General features: G+C 67.7%; 13 protein-coding genes and 1 tRNA gene. 3 read left to right on the forward strand and 11 right to left on the reverse strand.

The window, feature by feature from the left end; all coding sequences use genetic code 11:
- Positions 1-93 precede the first annotated feature (93 nt).
- The 9 genes from rpoB to OG538_RS14470 all read right to left on the reverse strand — a co-directional run bounded on the left by rpoB (position 94) and on the right by OG538_RS14470 (position 9,583).
- On the reverse strand, positions 94-3,579 hold the full coding sequence (gene rpoB, locus OG538_RS14430; protein ID WP_406093651.1) for a DNA-directed RNA polymerase subunit beta: 3,486 nt from the start codon (positions 3,577-3,579) through the stop codon (positions 94-96).
- A gap of 596 nt (positions 3,580-4,175) precedes the next feature.
- Positions 4,176-4,559, reverse strand: a complete 384-nt coding sequence (gene rplL, locus OG538_RS14435) for a 50S ribosomal protein L7/L12 (protein ID WP_306082939.1) — start codon at positions 4,557-4,559, stop codon at positions 4,176-4,178.
- 83 nt (positions 4,560-4,642) lie between these two features.
- Positions 4,643-5,200: a 50S ribosomal protein L10 gene (rplJ, locus tag OG538_RS14440; protein ID WP_148020214.1), complete on the reverse strand. Its 558-nt coding sequence runs from the start codon at positions 5,198-5,200 to the stop codon at positions 4,643-4,645.
- Between the two features lie 458 nt (positions 5,201-5,658).
- The gene (locus tag OG538_RS14445) at positions 5,659-6,579 is read right to left on the reverse strand and encodes a hypothetical protein (protein ID WP_406093654.1); all 921 of its coding nucleotides are present in this window, start codon (positions 6,577-6,579) and stop codon (positions 5,659-5,661) included.
- A 159-nt stretch (positions 6,580-6,738) separates the two neighbouring features.
- Positions 6,739-7,461 (reverse strand): 50S ribosomal protein L1, encoded by a 723-nt coding sequence (rplA, locus tag OG538_RS14450; protein WP_406093656.1) that lies wholly within the window; start codon positions 7,459-7,461, stop codon positions 6,739-6,741.
- 79 nt (positions 7,462-7,540) lie between these two features.
- Entirely contained in the window at positions 7,541-7,975 is a 435-nt protein-coding gene (rplK, locus tag OG538_RS14455; protein ID WP_024494105.1) for a 50S ribosomal protein L11, read from the reverse strand.
- A 177-nt stretch (positions 7,976-8,152) separates the two neighbouring features.
- Entirely contained in the window at positions 8,153-9,043 is an 891-nt protein-coding gene (nusG, locus tag OG538_RS14460) for a transcription termination/antitermination protein NusG (protein ID WP_406093658.1), read from the reverse strand.
- A 73-nt stretch (positions 9,044-9,116) separates the two neighbouring features.
- Entirely contained in the window at positions 9,117-9,404 is a 288-nt protein-coding gene (gene secE / locus OG538_RS14465; protein WP_356322388.1) for a preprotein translocase subunit SecE, read from the reverse strand.
- 106 nt (positions 9,405-9,510) lie between these two features.
- Positions 9,511-9,583 (reverse strand) — tRNA-Trp (locus OG538_RS14470).
- 235 nt (positions 9,584-9,818) lie between these two features.
- On the opposite strand from OG538_RS14470, the gene OG538_RS14475 reads away from it, so the two are divergent.
- Together OG538_RS14475 and OG538_RS14480 are read left to right on the forward strand one after the other, a co-directional pair.
- Positions 9,819-11,045, forward strand: a complete 1,227-nt coding sequence (locus tag OG538_RS14475) for a pyridoxal phosphate-dependent aminotransferase (protein ID WP_359313799.1) — start codon at positions 9,819-9,821, stop codon at positions 11,043-11,045.
- Between the two features lie 234 nt (positions 11,046-11,279).
- The gene (locus OG538_RS14480; RefSeq protein WP_406093661.1) at positions 11,280-12,302 is read left to right on the forward strand and encodes an adenosine deaminase; all 1,023 of its coding nucleotides are present in this window, start codon (positions 11,280-11,282) and stop codon (positions 12,300-12,302) included.
- An 18-nt stretch (positions 12,303-12,320) separates the two neighbouring features.
- Here OG538_RS14480 and OG538_RS14485 read toward each other — a convergent pair whose 3' ends face one another.
- Positions 12,321-12,926: a TetR/AcrR family transcriptional regulator gene (locus tag OG538_RS14485; protein WP_406093663.1), complete on the reverse strand. Its 606-nt coding sequence runs from the start codon at positions 12,924-12,926 to the stop codon at positions 12,321-12,323.
- An 87-nt stretch (positions 12,927-13,013) separates the two neighbouring features.
- Between OG538_RS14485 and OG538_RS14490 the strand changes: the two genes are divergently transcribed.
- A complete protein-coding gene (locus OG538_RS14490) occupies positions 13,014-13,649 on the forward strand; it encodes an NAD(P)-dependent oxidoreductase (protein ID WP_406093665.1) in 636 nt (211 codons plus the stop codon).
- Between the two features lie 11 nt (positions 13,650-13,660).
- Here OG538_RS14490 and OG538_RS14495 read toward each other — a convergent pair whose 3' ends face one another.
- Positions 13,661-14,716 (reverse strand): UDP-N-acetylmuramate dehydrogenase, encoded by a 1,056-nt coding sequence (locus OG538_RS14495; RefSeq protein ID WP_406093667.1) that lies wholly within the window; start codon positions 14,714-14,716, stop codon positions 13,661-13,663.
- Positions 14,717-14,745 lie beyond the last annotated feature (29 nt).

Here is a 14,745-nt window from a genome sequence, read left to right on the forward strand (position 1 = left end):
TCGCTTCACGCGAGAAATCGGGGCACTTCAGCAATGGTCTGAACGGGTCCGGGGAGAGCCGGCCGGATCACTGGGATCCGGCCGGCCAACCCGTCAGACCTCTTCGACGCTGCTCGGCTCGCGCCGGGACAGGTCGATACCGAGCTCCTCCGCCGCGCGGAAGACGTCCTCGTCCGTGTCGCGCATCTCGATGGACATGCCGTCCGAGGACAGCACCTCCACGTTGAGGCAGAGCGACTGCATCTCCTTGATGAGCACCTTGAAGGACTCGGGAATGCCGGGCTCGGGGATGTTCTCGCCCTTGACGATGGCCTCGTAGACCTTCACGCGGCCGGTCACGTCGTCGGACTTGATCGTCAGCAGCTCCTGGAGGGCGTAAGCGGCGCCATAAGCTTCAAGGGCCCACACCTCCATTTCACCGAAGCGCTGTCCACCGAACTGAGCCTTACCACCCAGCGGCTGCTGGGTGATCATGGAGTACGGACCCGTCGAACGAGCGTGCAGCTTGTCGTCGACGAGGTGGTGGAGCTTGAGGATGTACATGAAGCCGACCGAGACCGGCTCCGGGAACGGCTCGCCGGAGCGGCCGTCGAAGAGCTGGGCCTTGCCGGAGGGCTGCACCAGGCGGTCGCCGTCGCGGTTCGGGATCGTGGCCTGGAAGAGGCCGGTGATCTCGTCCTCGCGCGCACCGTCGAAGACGGGCGTGGCGACGTTGGTGCCGGGGGCGACCTGGTCGGCGCCGATGGACTGCAGGCGCTTGGCCCACTCGTCACCGAGGCCGGAGACGTCCCAGCCGCGGCTGGCGAGCCAGCCGAGGTGGATCTCCAGGACCTGTCCCGGGTTCATTCGGGACGGGACACCCAGCGGGTTGAGGATGATGTCGACCGGGGTGCCGTCCTCCAGGAACGGCATGTCCTCGATCGGGAGGATCTTCGAGATGACGCCCTTGTTGCCGTGACGGCCGGCGAGCTTGTCACCATCGGTGATCTTGCGCTTCTGCGCGACGTAGACGCGGACCAGCTGGTTCACGCCCGGCGGCAGCTCGTCGCCCTCTTCGCGGTCGAAGACGCGGACGCCGATGATCTTGCCGATCTCGCCGTGCGGCACCTTCAGCGAGGTGTCGCGCACCTCGCGCGCCTTCTCACCGAAGATCGCGCGGAGCAGGCGCTCCTCGGGGGTCAGCTCGGTCTCACCCTTGGGCGTGACCTTGCCGACGAGGATGTCACCGGCCGTGACCTCGGCACCGATGCGGATGATGCCGCGCTCGTCGAGGTCCGCGAGGACCTCTTCGGAGACGTTCGGGATGTCCCGGGTGATCTCCTCCGGGCCGAGCTTGGTGTCACGGGCGTCGACCTCGTGCTCCTCGATGTGGATCGAGGAGAGTACGTCGTCCTGCACGAGGCGCTGCGACAGGATGATCGCGTCCTCGTAGTTGTGACCTTCCCACGGCATGAACGCCACGAGCAGGTTCTTGCCGAGGGCCATCTCACCGTTCTCGGTGGCCGGTCCGTCGGCGAGTACCTGGTCGGCGACGATCCGGTCGCCTTCGGAGACGACGACCTTCTGGTTGACCGAGGTGCCCTGGTTGGAGCGCATGAACTTCGCGATGCGGTACGTGGTGTACGTGCCGTCGTCGTTGGTCACGGTGATGTAGTCCGCGGAGACCTCCTGGACCACACCGTCCTTCTCGGCCTTCAGCACGTCACCGGCGTCGGTGGCGCAGCGGTACTCCATGCCGGTGCCGACGAGCGGCGCCTCCGACTTGATGAGCGGCACCGCCTGCCGCATCATGTTCGCGCCCATGAGGGCACGGTTGGCGTCGTCGTGCTCCAGGAACGGGATCATCGCGGTGGCGACGGACACCATCTGGCGTGGCGAGACGTCCATGTAGTCGACTTCGGTGCCGGGCACGTAGTCGACCTCTCCGCCACGACGGCGGACCAGGACGCGGGGCTCGGTGAAGCGCAGCTCGTCGGAGAGCGTCGCGTTCGCCTGGGCGATGACGTAACGGTCTTCCTCGTCGGCCGTGACGTAGTCGACCTCGTCGGTGACCTGGCCGTCGACGACCTTGCGGTACGGCGTCTCGATGAAGCCGAACGCGTTGACGCGGCCGTACGAGGCGAGCGAACCGATCAGACCGATGTTCGGGCCTTCAGGGGTCTCGATCGGGCACATGCGTCCGTAGTGGGACGGGTGCACGTCACGGACCTCGAAGCCGGCCCGCTCACGGGACAGACCACCCGGGCCAAGAGCCGACAGACGGCGCTTGTGGGTGAGACCCGACAGCGGGTTGTTCTGGTCCATGAACTGCGACAGCTGGCTGGTGCCGAAGAACTCCTTGATGGAGGCGACGACCGGCCGGATGTTGATCAGGGTCTGCGGCGTGATGGCCTCGACGTCCTGGGTCGTCATGCGCTCACGCACGACGCGCTCCATACGAGCCAGACCCGTGCGGACCTGGTTCTGGATGAGCTCGCCGACGTTGCGCAGACGACGGTTGCCGAAGTGGTCGATGTCGTCGGTCTCGACGACGATCTCCCGGCCGGACTCGCCGGTCGTCTCGGTCTCACCGGCGTGCAGCTTGACCAGGTACTTGATGGTCGCGATGACGTCGTCGGTGGTGAGCACCCCGGCGTCCAGCGGCTCATCGGCGCCGAGCTTCTTGTTCACCTTGTAGCGGCCGACCTTCGCGAGGTCGTAGCGCTTCGGGTTGAAGTAGAGGTTCTCGAGCAGCGTCTGAGCGGCCTCGCGGGTCGGCGGCTCGCCCGGGCGGAGCTTGCGGTAGATGTCGAGCAGCGCGTCGTCCTGGCCCTGGGTGTGGTCCTTCTCCAGGGTGGCGCGCATGGACTCGTACTCGCCGAACTCCTCGAGGATCTGCTCGGTGCTCCAGCCGAGAGCCTTCAGGAGGACGGTGACGGACTGCTTGCGCTTGCGGTCGATGCGGACACCGACCATGTCGCGCTTGTCGATCTCCATCTCCAGCCAGGCACCCCGGGACGGGATGATCTTGGCGGAGAAGATGTCCTTGTCGGACGTCTTGTCGATCGAGGAGTCGAAGTAGACACCCGGCGAGCGGACCAGCTGCGACACGACGACACGCTCGGTGCCGTTGATGACGAAGGTGCCCTTGTTGGTCATGAGCGGGAAGTCGCCCATGAAGACCGTCTGGGACTTGATCTCGCCGGTCTCGTTGTTGGTGAACTCGGCCGTGACGAAGAGCGGGGCGGCGAACGTGAAGTCGCGCTCCTTGCACTCGTCGATCGAGTTCTTGGGGGGCTCGAAGCGGTGGTCGCGGAACGTAAGCGACATCGACCCGGAGAAGTCCTCGATCGGTGAGATCTCCTCGAAGATCTCCTCCAGGCCGGACTTGGTGGGGACGTCTTGTCCACTGTCCAGAGCAGCCTCGACGCGAGCCTTCCAGGCGGCGTTGCCGAGAAGCCAGTCAAAGCTTTCGGTCTGCAGCGCGAGGAGGTTCGGAACCTCGAGGGGCTCCTTGATCTTTGCAAAAGAGATGCGCAGCGGGGCGGTGCTGGCACCGTTGTTCGTATTCGCGGTCGAGGCGTTGCGCGAGGCGGCCAAGAGGGGGTCCTTCCGAGGGCTCGGACTCACTACGCGCGTACCGGTCCCAAACTGGACAGGTGGACAGAAAATCCCCGGTGAGGGAGGAACGTTCCACGGTGCACAAGATGGGTATGCCCCTGGTGACGGGCAGGAGGCAGCTAACAGGCAGCGCAAAGGGTCAGTGTAGCCAAGCGGCACACTGATGTCCAGTCGGGGTTCTCAGAGACCCACGTTGCTCTCAACAGCTGTTCTCAACACCTATGTCTAGCCCTGCGCGAGGTGCGCTCTTCTTTACTGCCCTCTTCGCCATCGATCCATGCCTCGGATTCGGATCGATGTGACGACGCGCCTTGAGAATTGCGCGCCTCGTGCGGTTCGTCAAGGCCCCCCAGCCGGGACGGGCCCCGCGAGCCGGGTCCGTCGCCCCTCGGCGCCGCCCGTGGCCGCTGTGAGAGGCGCACGGCGAAGATCACCATACTCGTCACCACGGGAAGAGCAAGGCACCCGCCGCGGGTACGCCGAAAGGCGACCACCCGAACGGGTGATCGCCTTTCGCGATGTGACGACCGCGCCTCGCGGCACGGGGGTCCAGACGAGTCAGAAGACTCGCAGGGTCACTTGACCTCGACGGAAGCGCCGGCGGCCTTGAGGGACTCGGCAGCCTTCTCGGCGGCCTCCTTGGCGACCTTCTCGACGACGGGCTTCGGGGCGCCGTCGACGAGGTCCTTGGCCTCCTTCAGGCCGAGGGAGGTCAGCTCACGCACGACCTTGATGACCTGGATCTTCTTGTCACCGGCGGCGGTGAGGATGACGTCGAACTCGTCCTGCTCCTCCGGGGCGTCGGCAACGGCACCCGGGCCGGCGGGACCGGCAACGGCGACGGCCGCGGCGGCGGTGACGTCGAACTTCTCCTCGAAGGCCTTAACGAACTCGGAGAGCTCGATGAGGGTGAGCTCCTCGAACTGGGCGAGCAGGTCTTCCTGGCTGAGCTTCGCCATGATGGCGTCCTTCCACTATTCGGCAGGTGCCGGATGTATATGTCGGCGGGCGTACGTGGAGCCCGCTGGACCGCTGAGCGAAATTACTCGGCGGCCTCGGCGGGAGCCGGAGTACCGGCACCGCCCTGCTCTTCCCGCTTGGCACGAAGAGCTTCCGCAGTGCGGACGAACTTCGACGGCAGAGCCTGGAAGAGCTGCGCAGCCTGAGTCTGCTTGCCCTTCATGGCACCGGCCAGCTTGGCGAGCAGAACCTCGCGGGACTCGAGGTCCGCGAGCTTCTTGATCTCATCGGCGGACAGCGCCTTACCGTCAAGGACACCGCCCTTGATGATGAGGTTGGGGTTGTCCTTGGCGAAGTCACGAAGACCCTTCGCCGACTCCACCGGGTCACCGGTGACGAAGGCAACCGCCGTCGGACCTGCGAACAGGTCGTCCAGCGTGTCGATCCCGGCCTCGTTGGCCGCAATCTTGGTCAGCGTGTTCTTCACCACGGCGTACTGGGCGTTCTCACCGAGCGAACGGCGCAGCTGCTTGAGCTGTGCCACGGTGAGGCCCCGGTACTCGGTCAGCACGGCGGCGTTCGAGCTGCGGAACTGGTCCGCGAGCTCGGCTACCGCTGCAGCCTTGTCGGGCCTTGCCATGAGCGTGGCCTCCTTCCGGGTGATGAGGACCGCTCAAAAGGGCCCGGAAAAGACGAAACGCCCCGGCGCAGGCGCCAGGGCGAAGCTCGACCGAACGAAGTCCGGGAGCTTTTCCACAGTCACCTGCGCAGGTCGTCCGTATTCAACGGATCCTTCGGTCACCGTCCCCCTTGCGGGTTTCAGCAACGACCAGCGGTCTTTGGCTTCTGCAGAAGAGTACGCGACAGGGGTCGCGCCGAGCAAATCCGTCCCGGTTCGGGTGGTCCGGGTGGTTTAAAGCGCGGCCGGACGGCCCGAGAGGGCCGTCCCGTCATCCCCGGCCGATGAGCGCGCGGCGTCGGACCCGGACCCTCGCGAGGCGGAGGGACGGCCGCACACCGGTCTTATCCGGGTGGTCCGCCGGCGCGGCGAGGTGCCGCAGCTGTCGTCCGTACCCGCCGGGGACTGCGAGACCGCACTCAGGAGGCGGCGCCCCCGGTCGCGCCCTGCTGCTGCTTGAGCAGTTCCTTGAACCCGATGGTCTCGCCGGCCGGGGGCCGCTCGACCGAGACCTTGGTCCCGTAGTCGCTGTAGAACACCGTCGAGTTGAGCTCGCCGGTCTTCATCTGTCCGCGCTCGCTCTTCTTCACCAGCAGGTCGTTGTCGTCGACCCAGATGTCGACCGTCTCCGTGGTGATCCCCGCGTCATTGAACTGCTTCTTGAGGGCGGCCAGCTGGTCCGCGTCCAGGTTCGACGTCTTGGCGGTCAGCTCGGCGACGTCGACCGTGCCGGAGTAGTGCGTGGTGGCGACACCACGGACCTCCTCCTTGCCGACCTCCTTCACATCGCCGGAGGCCAGCAGCGACTTCACTCCCTGGTCGGGAGTGGTGTTCTGCATCTGGTCCTTCATCGCCGCCCCGGAGGCGCCCCCGAGCTCGGCGAGGTCGTCGTAGGAGTAGCTGATCCAGCGCTTGCCACCGGTCTGCTGGGCGAGGGCCGCGCCCATGTCCGCCGCGTAGCCGTCCTTGAAGTAGCGGGCCTGCATCGTGCCGTTGCCGCCGGCCTTCTTCATGGTGTCGGCCATGGCGCCGCCGGTGTACGTGATCTCCATGGAGCCGGTGACGCCGTCGCTCCAGTCCAGCGCCCCCGACTGCTTCATGGACATGGCACTGCCCATGACCGTGGTGCCCTCGACCTTCGCCGAGTTCGCAGCGCCGGTCTTCTTCTGCACATCGAGCAGCGCGGAGATCGCGTCGGCCTTCACCACGCCGCTGCCGCGGCTCTGCTCCTTGCCCTTGGACGTGCCCCCGTCGTCCGACCCGCCGCAGGCCCCGACCGACGTCAGCGCCGCTGCCACAGCCACGGCCACACCCACGCGCCGTACGGTACTGGTCCTCATGTCCGCTTCCACCCCTCGTTCGGCTCTCTGTGACCCGCACGCTAACGCACGGCACCGACAGCCACCGGTACGTACATACGAGGACGGGCCCCGCACCTCGAAAGGTTGCGGGGCCCGTCAATGTCACACGTGACACGGCGGTCGTACGAGCGCGGAGGCTCAGACGGACGCCGGGTCCTCCTCGACGAGGAGGTTACGGGTGCGGTTGGAGTCCAGCGGGATGCCGGGGCCCATCGTGGTGGCCAGCGTGGCCTTCTTGATGTAGCGGCCCTTGGCGGCGGACGGCTTCAGACGGAGGATCTCCTCCAGCGCCGCTGCGTAGTTCTCCACCAGCTTGGTCTCGTCGAACGAGGTCTTGCCGATGATGAAGTGCAGGTTCGAGTGCTTGTCGACGCGGAACTCGATCTTGCCGCCCTTGATGTCGTTGACAGCCTTCACGACATCGGGGGTGACGGTGCCGGTCTTCGGGTTCGGCATCAGACCACGCGGGCCGAGCACGCGGCCGAGGCGGCCGACCTTGCCCATGAGGTCCGGGGTCGCGACGACGGCGTCGAAGTCCAGACGGCCCTTCGCCACCTCGTCGATGAGCTCGTCGGCGCCGACGATGTCGGCGCCCGCGGCTTCCGCGGCCGCAGCACGGTCACCGGTCGCGAAGACCAGGACCCGGGCGGTCTTGCCGGTGCCGTGCGGGAGGTTCACGGTGCCACGGACCATCTGGTCGGCCTTGCGAGGGTCAACACCCAGGGCAAACGCGACCTCGACGGTGCTGTCGAACTTCGTGGAGGCGGTGTCCTTGGCGATACGGACGGCCTCGAGCGGGGCGTAGTTGCGCGCCCGGTCGATCTTGGCGTCCGCAGCGCGGAGGTTCTTGCTGCGCTTCACTTCTACTCCTGTGGTTTCAGAGTGTGGAGTCGTGGTGCGGACCAGCGCTTGGTCCTACCACTGAGGGGGTGGGGCTGAATCAGCCTTCGACCGTGATGCCCATGGAACGGGCGGTGCCGGCGATGATCTTCGACGCGGCGTCGAGGTCATTGGCGTTCAGGTCGGGGAGCTTCGTCGTGGCGATCTCGCGGACCTGGGCAGCCGTCAGCTTGGCAACCTTGGTCTTGTGAGGCTCGCCGGAGCCCTTGTCCACACCCGCGGCCTTGAGGATCAGCTTGGCAGCCGGCGGAGTCTTGGTGATGAAGGTGAAGGAACGGTCGTCGTAGACCGTGATCTCCACCGGCACGACCATGCCACGCTGCGACTCGGTCGCGGCGTTGTAGGCCTTGCAGAACTCCATGATGTTGACGCCGTGCTGGCCCAGTGCGGGGCCGACCGGCGGGGCCGGGTTGGCCGCACCGGCGTTGATCTGGAGCTTGATAAGCCCCGTGACCTTCTTCTTCTTGGGAGGCATGTGCTCTCTCCGGGTCCTAGTGAGAGTTTTCGCCGTCATCCGGTCATCCGGATGCAGGCATACCGCACAACGATAACGGGTATAGCTGCGCGACCAAAAACCGAGCAGGTCAGACCTGCTGTGACAGCCGGTCTGACCTGCTCGGTAGGCATGTGTCCAGAAGCTGGCGGATAACCGCTAGTTCTTCTGGATCTGGTCGAAGCTGAGCTCGACCGGAGTCTCGCGGCCGAAGATCTCTACGAGACCCTTGACCTTCTTCGAGTCGGCGTTGATCTCGTTGATCGTCGCCTGCAGCGTCGCGAACGGGCCGTCGGTGACGGTGACGGAGTCGCCCACCTCGAAGTCCAGCACCTGGACCTCGACCTTGCGGGACGGAGCCGGCTTGCCCTCGGCCTCTGCGGCCTCACGGGCGGCCTTCTCCTCGGCCTCCGGGGCGAGCATCTTGACGATCTCGTCCAGGGTCAGCGGATACGGGTCGTAGGCGTTGCCCACGAAGCCGGTGACGCCGGGCGTGTTGCGGACGACGCCCCAGGACTCGTTCGTCAGGTCCATGCGCACCAGGACGTAACCCGGGAGCTTGTTCTGGCGGACGTTCTTGCGCTCGCCGTTCTTGATCTGGACGATTTCCTCCTCAGGCACCTCGGCCTGATAGACGAACTCCTCCACGTTCAGCGAGACGGCACGCTGCTCCAGGTTGGCCTTCACACGCTTCTCGTAACCGGCGTACGTGTGAATGACGTACCACTCGCCCGGGAGGCCGCGGAGCTCCTCGCGCAGGGCGGTGACGGCGTCGACGGGCTCGGCCGGCTCGGCCTCTTCCTCGTCGGCCTCGTCGGCGGCTTCCTCGGCCTCGGGGCTCTCGCCCTCGTCCTCACCGGCCTCGTCCTCGGCGGACTCCTCGGTGTTCACGGCGGCCTGCTCGGCGGGCTCGCCCGCGGCGGCGTCGGCAGCTTCAGCCTGGTCCGGCTCCACAGCGTCCGCCGCCTCGACGATGTCGAGCTCGTCCTCGGCGGACTCGAAGGCGCCCGCCGTCGGCTCGATGGCGTCGTTCAGGTTCGGGTCAGACACGGTGGCTGCTTCTTCCTGGATACATATGGGTGGAACATGCGAAAGGGGCGCCCATGAGGCGCCCTCCGCGGGATCAGCCGAAGACGTACTTGATGACCCGCTGGAATCCGAAGTCAATCACGGTAACAAGACCAATCATGACGACCACGAACACAATCACCACTGAGGTGTATGTCGTCAGCTGGTTGCGCGACGGCCAGACGACCTTGCGCAGCTCGGCGACGATCTGGCGGTAGAACAGCGCGAGACGGCCCAGAGGGCCCTTCTTGCCGCGCTTGCCGCCCTTCCGGGTCTTCTTCTTCGACTCGGGGACTTCGTCCTCGGCATCAGGCATGTCGATGGAGCCCACGGCGTCCGTCACGCTTCTCACCTGATTCCGGGTCATGGCCGTGCCGCGCCCGGTGGAGCCGCACGGCGGTGCATTGAAGTACGTACATGCGCACACATCCTGGCGAAGGAGTGTGTAGCAGGGCCGGAGGGACTTGAACCCCCAACCGCTGGTTTTGGAGACCAGTGCTCTACCAATTGAGCTACGACCCTTTGTGGTTTCCACCAACCTACCGCATGTCCCCGAATGCTTCGGGTGCAGGAACGGTGCGGCTGGTGAAGGCCAACGACAGGTGAGTGTACGTGCTCAGCGGCCCGGCGTCGAACAGATAGCTCCCGACCGTTCCTGTCCGATGCTGTCCGCTCATCCGTCCGCATGCTGTCCGAGTGCTGTCCGGTCCCTGAAACCCCTGTGCCGACGGGGAATACGGTCTGGGAGCATGGGGGCATGAGCGCTGCTACTTCTCCCTCCGAGCGCCGGGTCTCCGCCCGCATCGGTGCCATCTCCGAGTCCGCCACCCTCGCCGTCGACGCCAAGGCCAAGGCCCTCAAGGCCGCCGGCCGTCCGGTGATCGGCTTCGGTGCCGGCGAGCCCGACTTCCCGACCCCCGGCTACATCGTCGACGCCGCGGTCGAGGCCTGCCGCAACCCGAAGTACCACCGCTACACCCCCGCCGGCGGGCTCCCCGAGCTCAAGGCCGCCATTGCAGAGAAGACGCTGCGCGACTCCGGGTACGAGGTCGACGCCTCCCAGATCCTGGTGACCAACGGCGGCAAGCAGGCCATCTACGAGGCATTCGCCGCGATCCTCGACCCGGGTGACGAGGTCATCGTCCCGGCGCCGTACTGGACCACCTACCCCGAGTCGATCCGCCTCGCCGGCGGCGTGCCGGTGGATGTCGTGGCCGACGAGACCACCGGCTACCGGGTCTCGGTGGAGCAGCTGGAGGCGGCGCGCACGGAGCGTACGAAGGTCGTCCTGTTCGTCTCCCCCTCGAACCCGACCGGTGCGGTCTACAGCGAGGCGGACGCCGAGGCGATCGGCAAGTGGGCCGTCGAGCACGGTCTGTGGGTGCTGACCGACGAGATCTACGAGCACCTGGTCTACGGCGACGCGACGTTCACCTCGCTGCCGGCGATCGTGCCCGAGCTGCGCGACAAGTGCATCGTGGTCAACGGCGTCGCCAAGACGTACGCGATGACCGGCTGGCGCGTGGGGTGGATCGTCGGCCCCAAGGACGTGGTGAAGGCCGCGACCAACCTGCAGTCCCACGCCACCTCCAACGTCTCCAACGTCGCCCAGATCGCCGCGCTGGCCGCCGTCTCCGGAAACCTGGACGCGGTCGCCGAGATGCGCACCGCCTTCGACCGGCGCCGGCAGACCATCGTGCGGATGCTCAACGAGATCGACGGCGTCCTGTGCCCGGAGCCCGAGGGCGCGTTCTACGCGTACCCGTCGGTGAAGGAGCTGCTCGGCAAGGAGATCCGCGGCAAGCGCCCCGCCACCTCGGTCGAGCTGGCGGCGCTGATCCTGGACGAGGCCGAGGTCGCGGTCGTGCCGGGCGAGGCCTTCGGCACTCCGGGCTACCTGCGCCTTTCGTACGCGCTGGGTGACGACGACCTCGTCGAGGGCGTCTCGCGGCTCCAGAAGCTGCTGGGCGAGGCCAAGGCCTAGGGCCTTCGTCTGGATCGGGCCGGGTCAGGGAGCGACGCCGCAGGTGTGCGTGCCGGACCCGCGAGCCCGGCACGATCCGGACGAGCGAGCCCAGGGCCTCCCGCTCGGTCGGCTTTCAGTGGCGACCCCCGGCTCCGGCCGGGGGTCGTTTTCTTGTTCGCTTATCCGTTCCAGGGACAACTCGATGGGGGAACCGGCTACCGCCGCACCCCGTCCGTGCGGCAAGATCTTTGAATGGAGCGTGATGTACGGCTGTTGCCCAAGGCCCACCTGCACTTGCATTTCACCGGGTCGATGCGGCCCACGACGCTGCTCGAACTCGCCGACAAGTACGGCGTGCGGCTGCCCGAGGCACTGACCGGCGGCGAGCCGCCCCAACTGCGGGCGACGGACGAGCGCGGCTGGTTCCGCTTCCAGCGGCTCTACGACATCGCCCGGTCCTGTCTGCGGACTCCCGACGACATCCAGCGGCTGGTGCGCGAGGCCGCCCAGGAGGATGTGGCGGACGGCTCCGGCTGGCTGGAGATCCAGGTCGACCCCACCTCGTACGCGCCCCTGCTCGGCGGGCTCATCCCGGCGATCGAGATCATCCTGGACGCGGTGGACAGCGCGTCGCGCGAGACCGGGCTGCCGATGCGGGTGGTGATCGCGGCCAACCGGATGAAGCATCCACTGGACGCCAGGACGCTGGCACGGCTCGCGGTGCGGTACGCGGACCGGGGCGTCGTCGGATTCGGACTCTCCAACGACGAGCGGCGCGGCATGGCCCGTGACTTCGACCGGGCCTTCGCCATCGCCAGGGAGGGCGGACTGCTGGCGGCCCCGCACGGCGGTGAGCTCTCGGGCCCCTCCAGCGTCCGCGACTGCCTGGACGACCTGGACGCATCCCGGGTCGGACACGGAGTGCGGGCCGCCGAGGACCCGCGGCTGCTGCGCAGGCTGGCCGAGCGTGGGGTGACCTGCGAGGTCTGCCCGGCGTCGAACGTGGCGCTCGGCGTCTACGAGAAGCCGTCCGACGTCCCCCTGCGCACTTTGTTCGAGGCCGGTGTGCCGATGGCGCTCGGCGCGGACGACCCGCTGCTCTTCGGCTCCCGGCTGGCAGCCCAGTACGACCTCGTGCGCCGTCACCACGCGTTCACGGACGAGGAGCTGGCGGAGCTGGCCCGCCAGTCGGTACGGGGTTCGGCGGCGCCCGACGCGGTGCGTGCGGAGCTTCTGGCGGGCGTCGACGACTGGCTGGCCAAGCCCGCGGGCTGACCCGCGTCCGCTCGCGGCCTACTCCGCGAGCCCGCTCAGCAGCATCCGGGCGATCGAGGCGGCGAAGGCGTCGAGCGACTGAGGAGGCCCGCCGGTCTCCGTGGCGTCGTAGGCGAAGGCCCGCTGGGCGCAGGCCCCCATCAGCAGGGAGGCGGCCGCGTAGGTGTCGGCGTCGGCCCGTACCCGGCCTGCGGACTGTTCGGCGCGCAGATACGTGTCGACCCCGCGGATGGGCATGTGCGGGCCGACGCCCAGCTCGCGCATCGCCGCGTTGTGGCGCTCCTTGAGCCTGGGCTCGGCGTAGAGGGACGCGGCGATCGGGAAGCTCTGCTCGTAGAAGAGGGCGGCCTCGCGGGCGATCTCGGCGAGATTGCGCTCCACCGTCCGTTCCCCCTCCCCCGGGTCGGCTATCAGGCGCTTCAGGATCCCGTCGATCTTGGGCAGCCGTTCCCTGAGCACCACCACGAAGAGCTCCTCCTTGCTCGCGAAGTTCTTGTAGAGCGCGGCCTCGGAGCAGCCGGCGGCCTTGGCGATCTCCTTGGTGGTGGCCCGGGCCAGTCCGATCGTGAGCATCAGCTGGTGGGCGGCGTCGATGATGCGGGCGCGGGCCGGCCTCTGCTCCATGTGCACTCCAACGAAGCTTGACGGGTGGGTGAGTACCCACTCACTCTAGAGGTGAGTGAATACTTACCCACCCGAGGAGGGTGCGCCATGAAGCTCACAGTGTTCGGCGCGACAGGCGGCATCGGGCAGGAGATCGTCCGCCAGGCGACGGCGGCGGGGCACGGGGTGACGGCGGTGGTCCGCGATCCCGCGCGGCTGCCGGTGCCGCTCTCCGGCCTCACGGTCCACACCACGGCCCGTATCGACGATCCGGAGGCGTTGCGTGAGGCGGTCGCGGGTTCCGACGCGGTGCTCTCCGGTCTGGGTTCGCGGGGCCGGAAGGCCGGCGGGATCGCCGAGCGGCTGACCCGCAGCGTCCTGACGGCCATGGAGGCGGAGGGGACACGGCGACTGCTCGTGGTGAGCGCGGCCCCCGTCGCACCGAAGCCCGCGGACGACCCGTTGCTCGACCGGATGATGCTCTCGGCGATCGGCGCGATCCTGAGGGAGGTCTACGCGGACCTCACGGCCATGGAGGCCGCGCTGGCGGCTTCCGCCACGGACTGGACGTCGGTGCGGCCGCCGAAGCTCACCAATGGGCCGCTGACGGGCACCTACCGCACGGTCATCGGTAGCAATCCGCGCAGCGGCCGGTCCATCTCCCGGGCCGACGTTGCGCACGCGATGCTGGCGCTCACCGACGACCCGGCGACGGTGAAACAGGGGGTGGGCGTGGCGTACTGAGGGGCGGGCCCCTACAGGCTCACTCCGACGGTCACTGGTTCGTTGACGAGCGTGACACCGAAGGTCGCGTGGACCCCGGCGACGACCTCCCTCGCCAGGGCCAGCAGGTCCTCGGTGCTCGCCGCGCCGCGGTTGGTGAGGGCGAGGGTGTGCTTGGTGGAGATGCGGGCCGGGCCGGAGCCGTATCCCTTGGTGAAACCGGCCCGGTCGATGAGCCAGGCCGCCGAGGTCTTGGTGCGTCCCCCGCCCGCGGGGAAGGCGGGGGGCGTGACGTCCGGCCCGAGGCGTTCCGTGACCCGTGCGAGGAACGCCTCGAACTCGGCCGGGTCGAGGATGGGGTTGGTGAAGAAGGACCCGGCCGACCAGGTGTCGTGGTCCTCGGGATCGAGCACCATGCCCTTCCCGGCGCGGAGCCGGAGCACGGTTTCGCGAGCGGCCGCGGCGGGAACGCGCTCCCCCTCCTGGACGCCCATGGCGCGGGCCGTTTCCGGGTACTTGAGCGGGGCGGACAGGCCGCCCGCGTCCTCCAGCCCGAAGCGGACACGCAGCACCACGAACCGGTCGGGTTCGGCCTTGAAGCGACTGTGCCGGTAAGCGAAGGCGCACTCGGAGTTCGGAATGGTCACCGTCTCCCGGGTGTGCCGGTCATAGGCGACGACCTCCGTGATGGTGGACGACACCTCCTGTCCGTACGCCCCGACGTTCTGGATCGGGGTCGCCCCAGCGGAGCCGGGGATGCCGGCCAGGCATTCGAGGCCGGCCAGTCCGGCCTCCACGCTGCGGGTGACGGCGTCCGTCCAGACCTCTCCGGCGGCCAGTTCGACCGTCGTCCCGTCCAGCACGAATCCCTTGGTCATGATCCGCAGGGCGGTGCCTTCGAAGCCCTTGTCGCCGATGACCAGATTGCTGCCGCCGCCGATCACCAGGAGCGGGGTGCCGCTGTCGTCGGCCTCGCGCACGGCGTCGACCACGTCGGCGTCGGTCGTCGCGGTGAGGAGGCGGGTGGCGGGTCCGCCGAGCCGGAAGGTGGTCAGGGGGGCGAGGGGCGCGTCGTGGAGTTCCTGCACGGGGACAAGAGTACGGTCCGCTGCCCCAC

The organism is Streptomyces sp. NBC_01013, from assembly GCF_045162765.1.
Taxonomy (GTDB): Bacteria; Actinomycetota; Actinomycetes; order Streptomycetales; family Streptomycetaceae; genus Streptomyces.

What these genes read in the sequence shown, in the direction of transcription:
- rplL (WP_306082939.1), bottom strand. Translation starts at nt 4,559, where the DNA reads ATGGCGAAGCTCAGCCAGGAAGACCTGCTCGCCCAGTTCGAGGAGCTC.
- rplJ (WP_148020214.1), bottom strand. Translation starts at nt 5,200, where the DNA reads ATGGCAAGGCCCGACAAGGCTGCAGCGGTAGCCGAGCTCGCGGACCAG.
- OG538_RS14445 (WP_406093654.1), bottom strand. Translation starts at nt 6,579, where the DNA reads ATGAGGACCAGTACCGTACGGCGCGTGGGTGTGGCCGTGGCTGTGGCA.
- rplK (WP_024494105.1), bottom strand. Translation starts at nt 7,975, where the DNA reads ATGCCTCCCAAGAAGAAGAAGGTCACGGGGCTTATCAAGCTCCAGATC.
- OG538_RS14475 (WP_359313799.1), top strand. Translation starts at nt 9,819, where the DNA reads ATGAGCGCTGCTACTTCTCCCTCCGAGCGCCGGGTCTCCGCCCGCATC.
- OG538_RS14480 (WP_406093661.1), top strand. Translation starts at nt 11,280, where the DNA reads ATGGAGCGTGATGTACGGCTGTTGCCCAAGGCCCACCTGCACTTGCAT.
- OG538_RS14485 (WP_406093663.1), bottom strand. Translation starts at nt 12,926, where the DNA reads ATGGAGCAGAGGCCGGCCCGCGCCCGCATCATCGACGCCGCCCACCAG.
- OG538_RS14490 (WP_406093665.1), top strand. Translation starts at nt 13,014, where the DNA reads ATGAAGCTCACAGTGTTCGGCGCGACAGGCGGCATCGGGCAGGAGATC.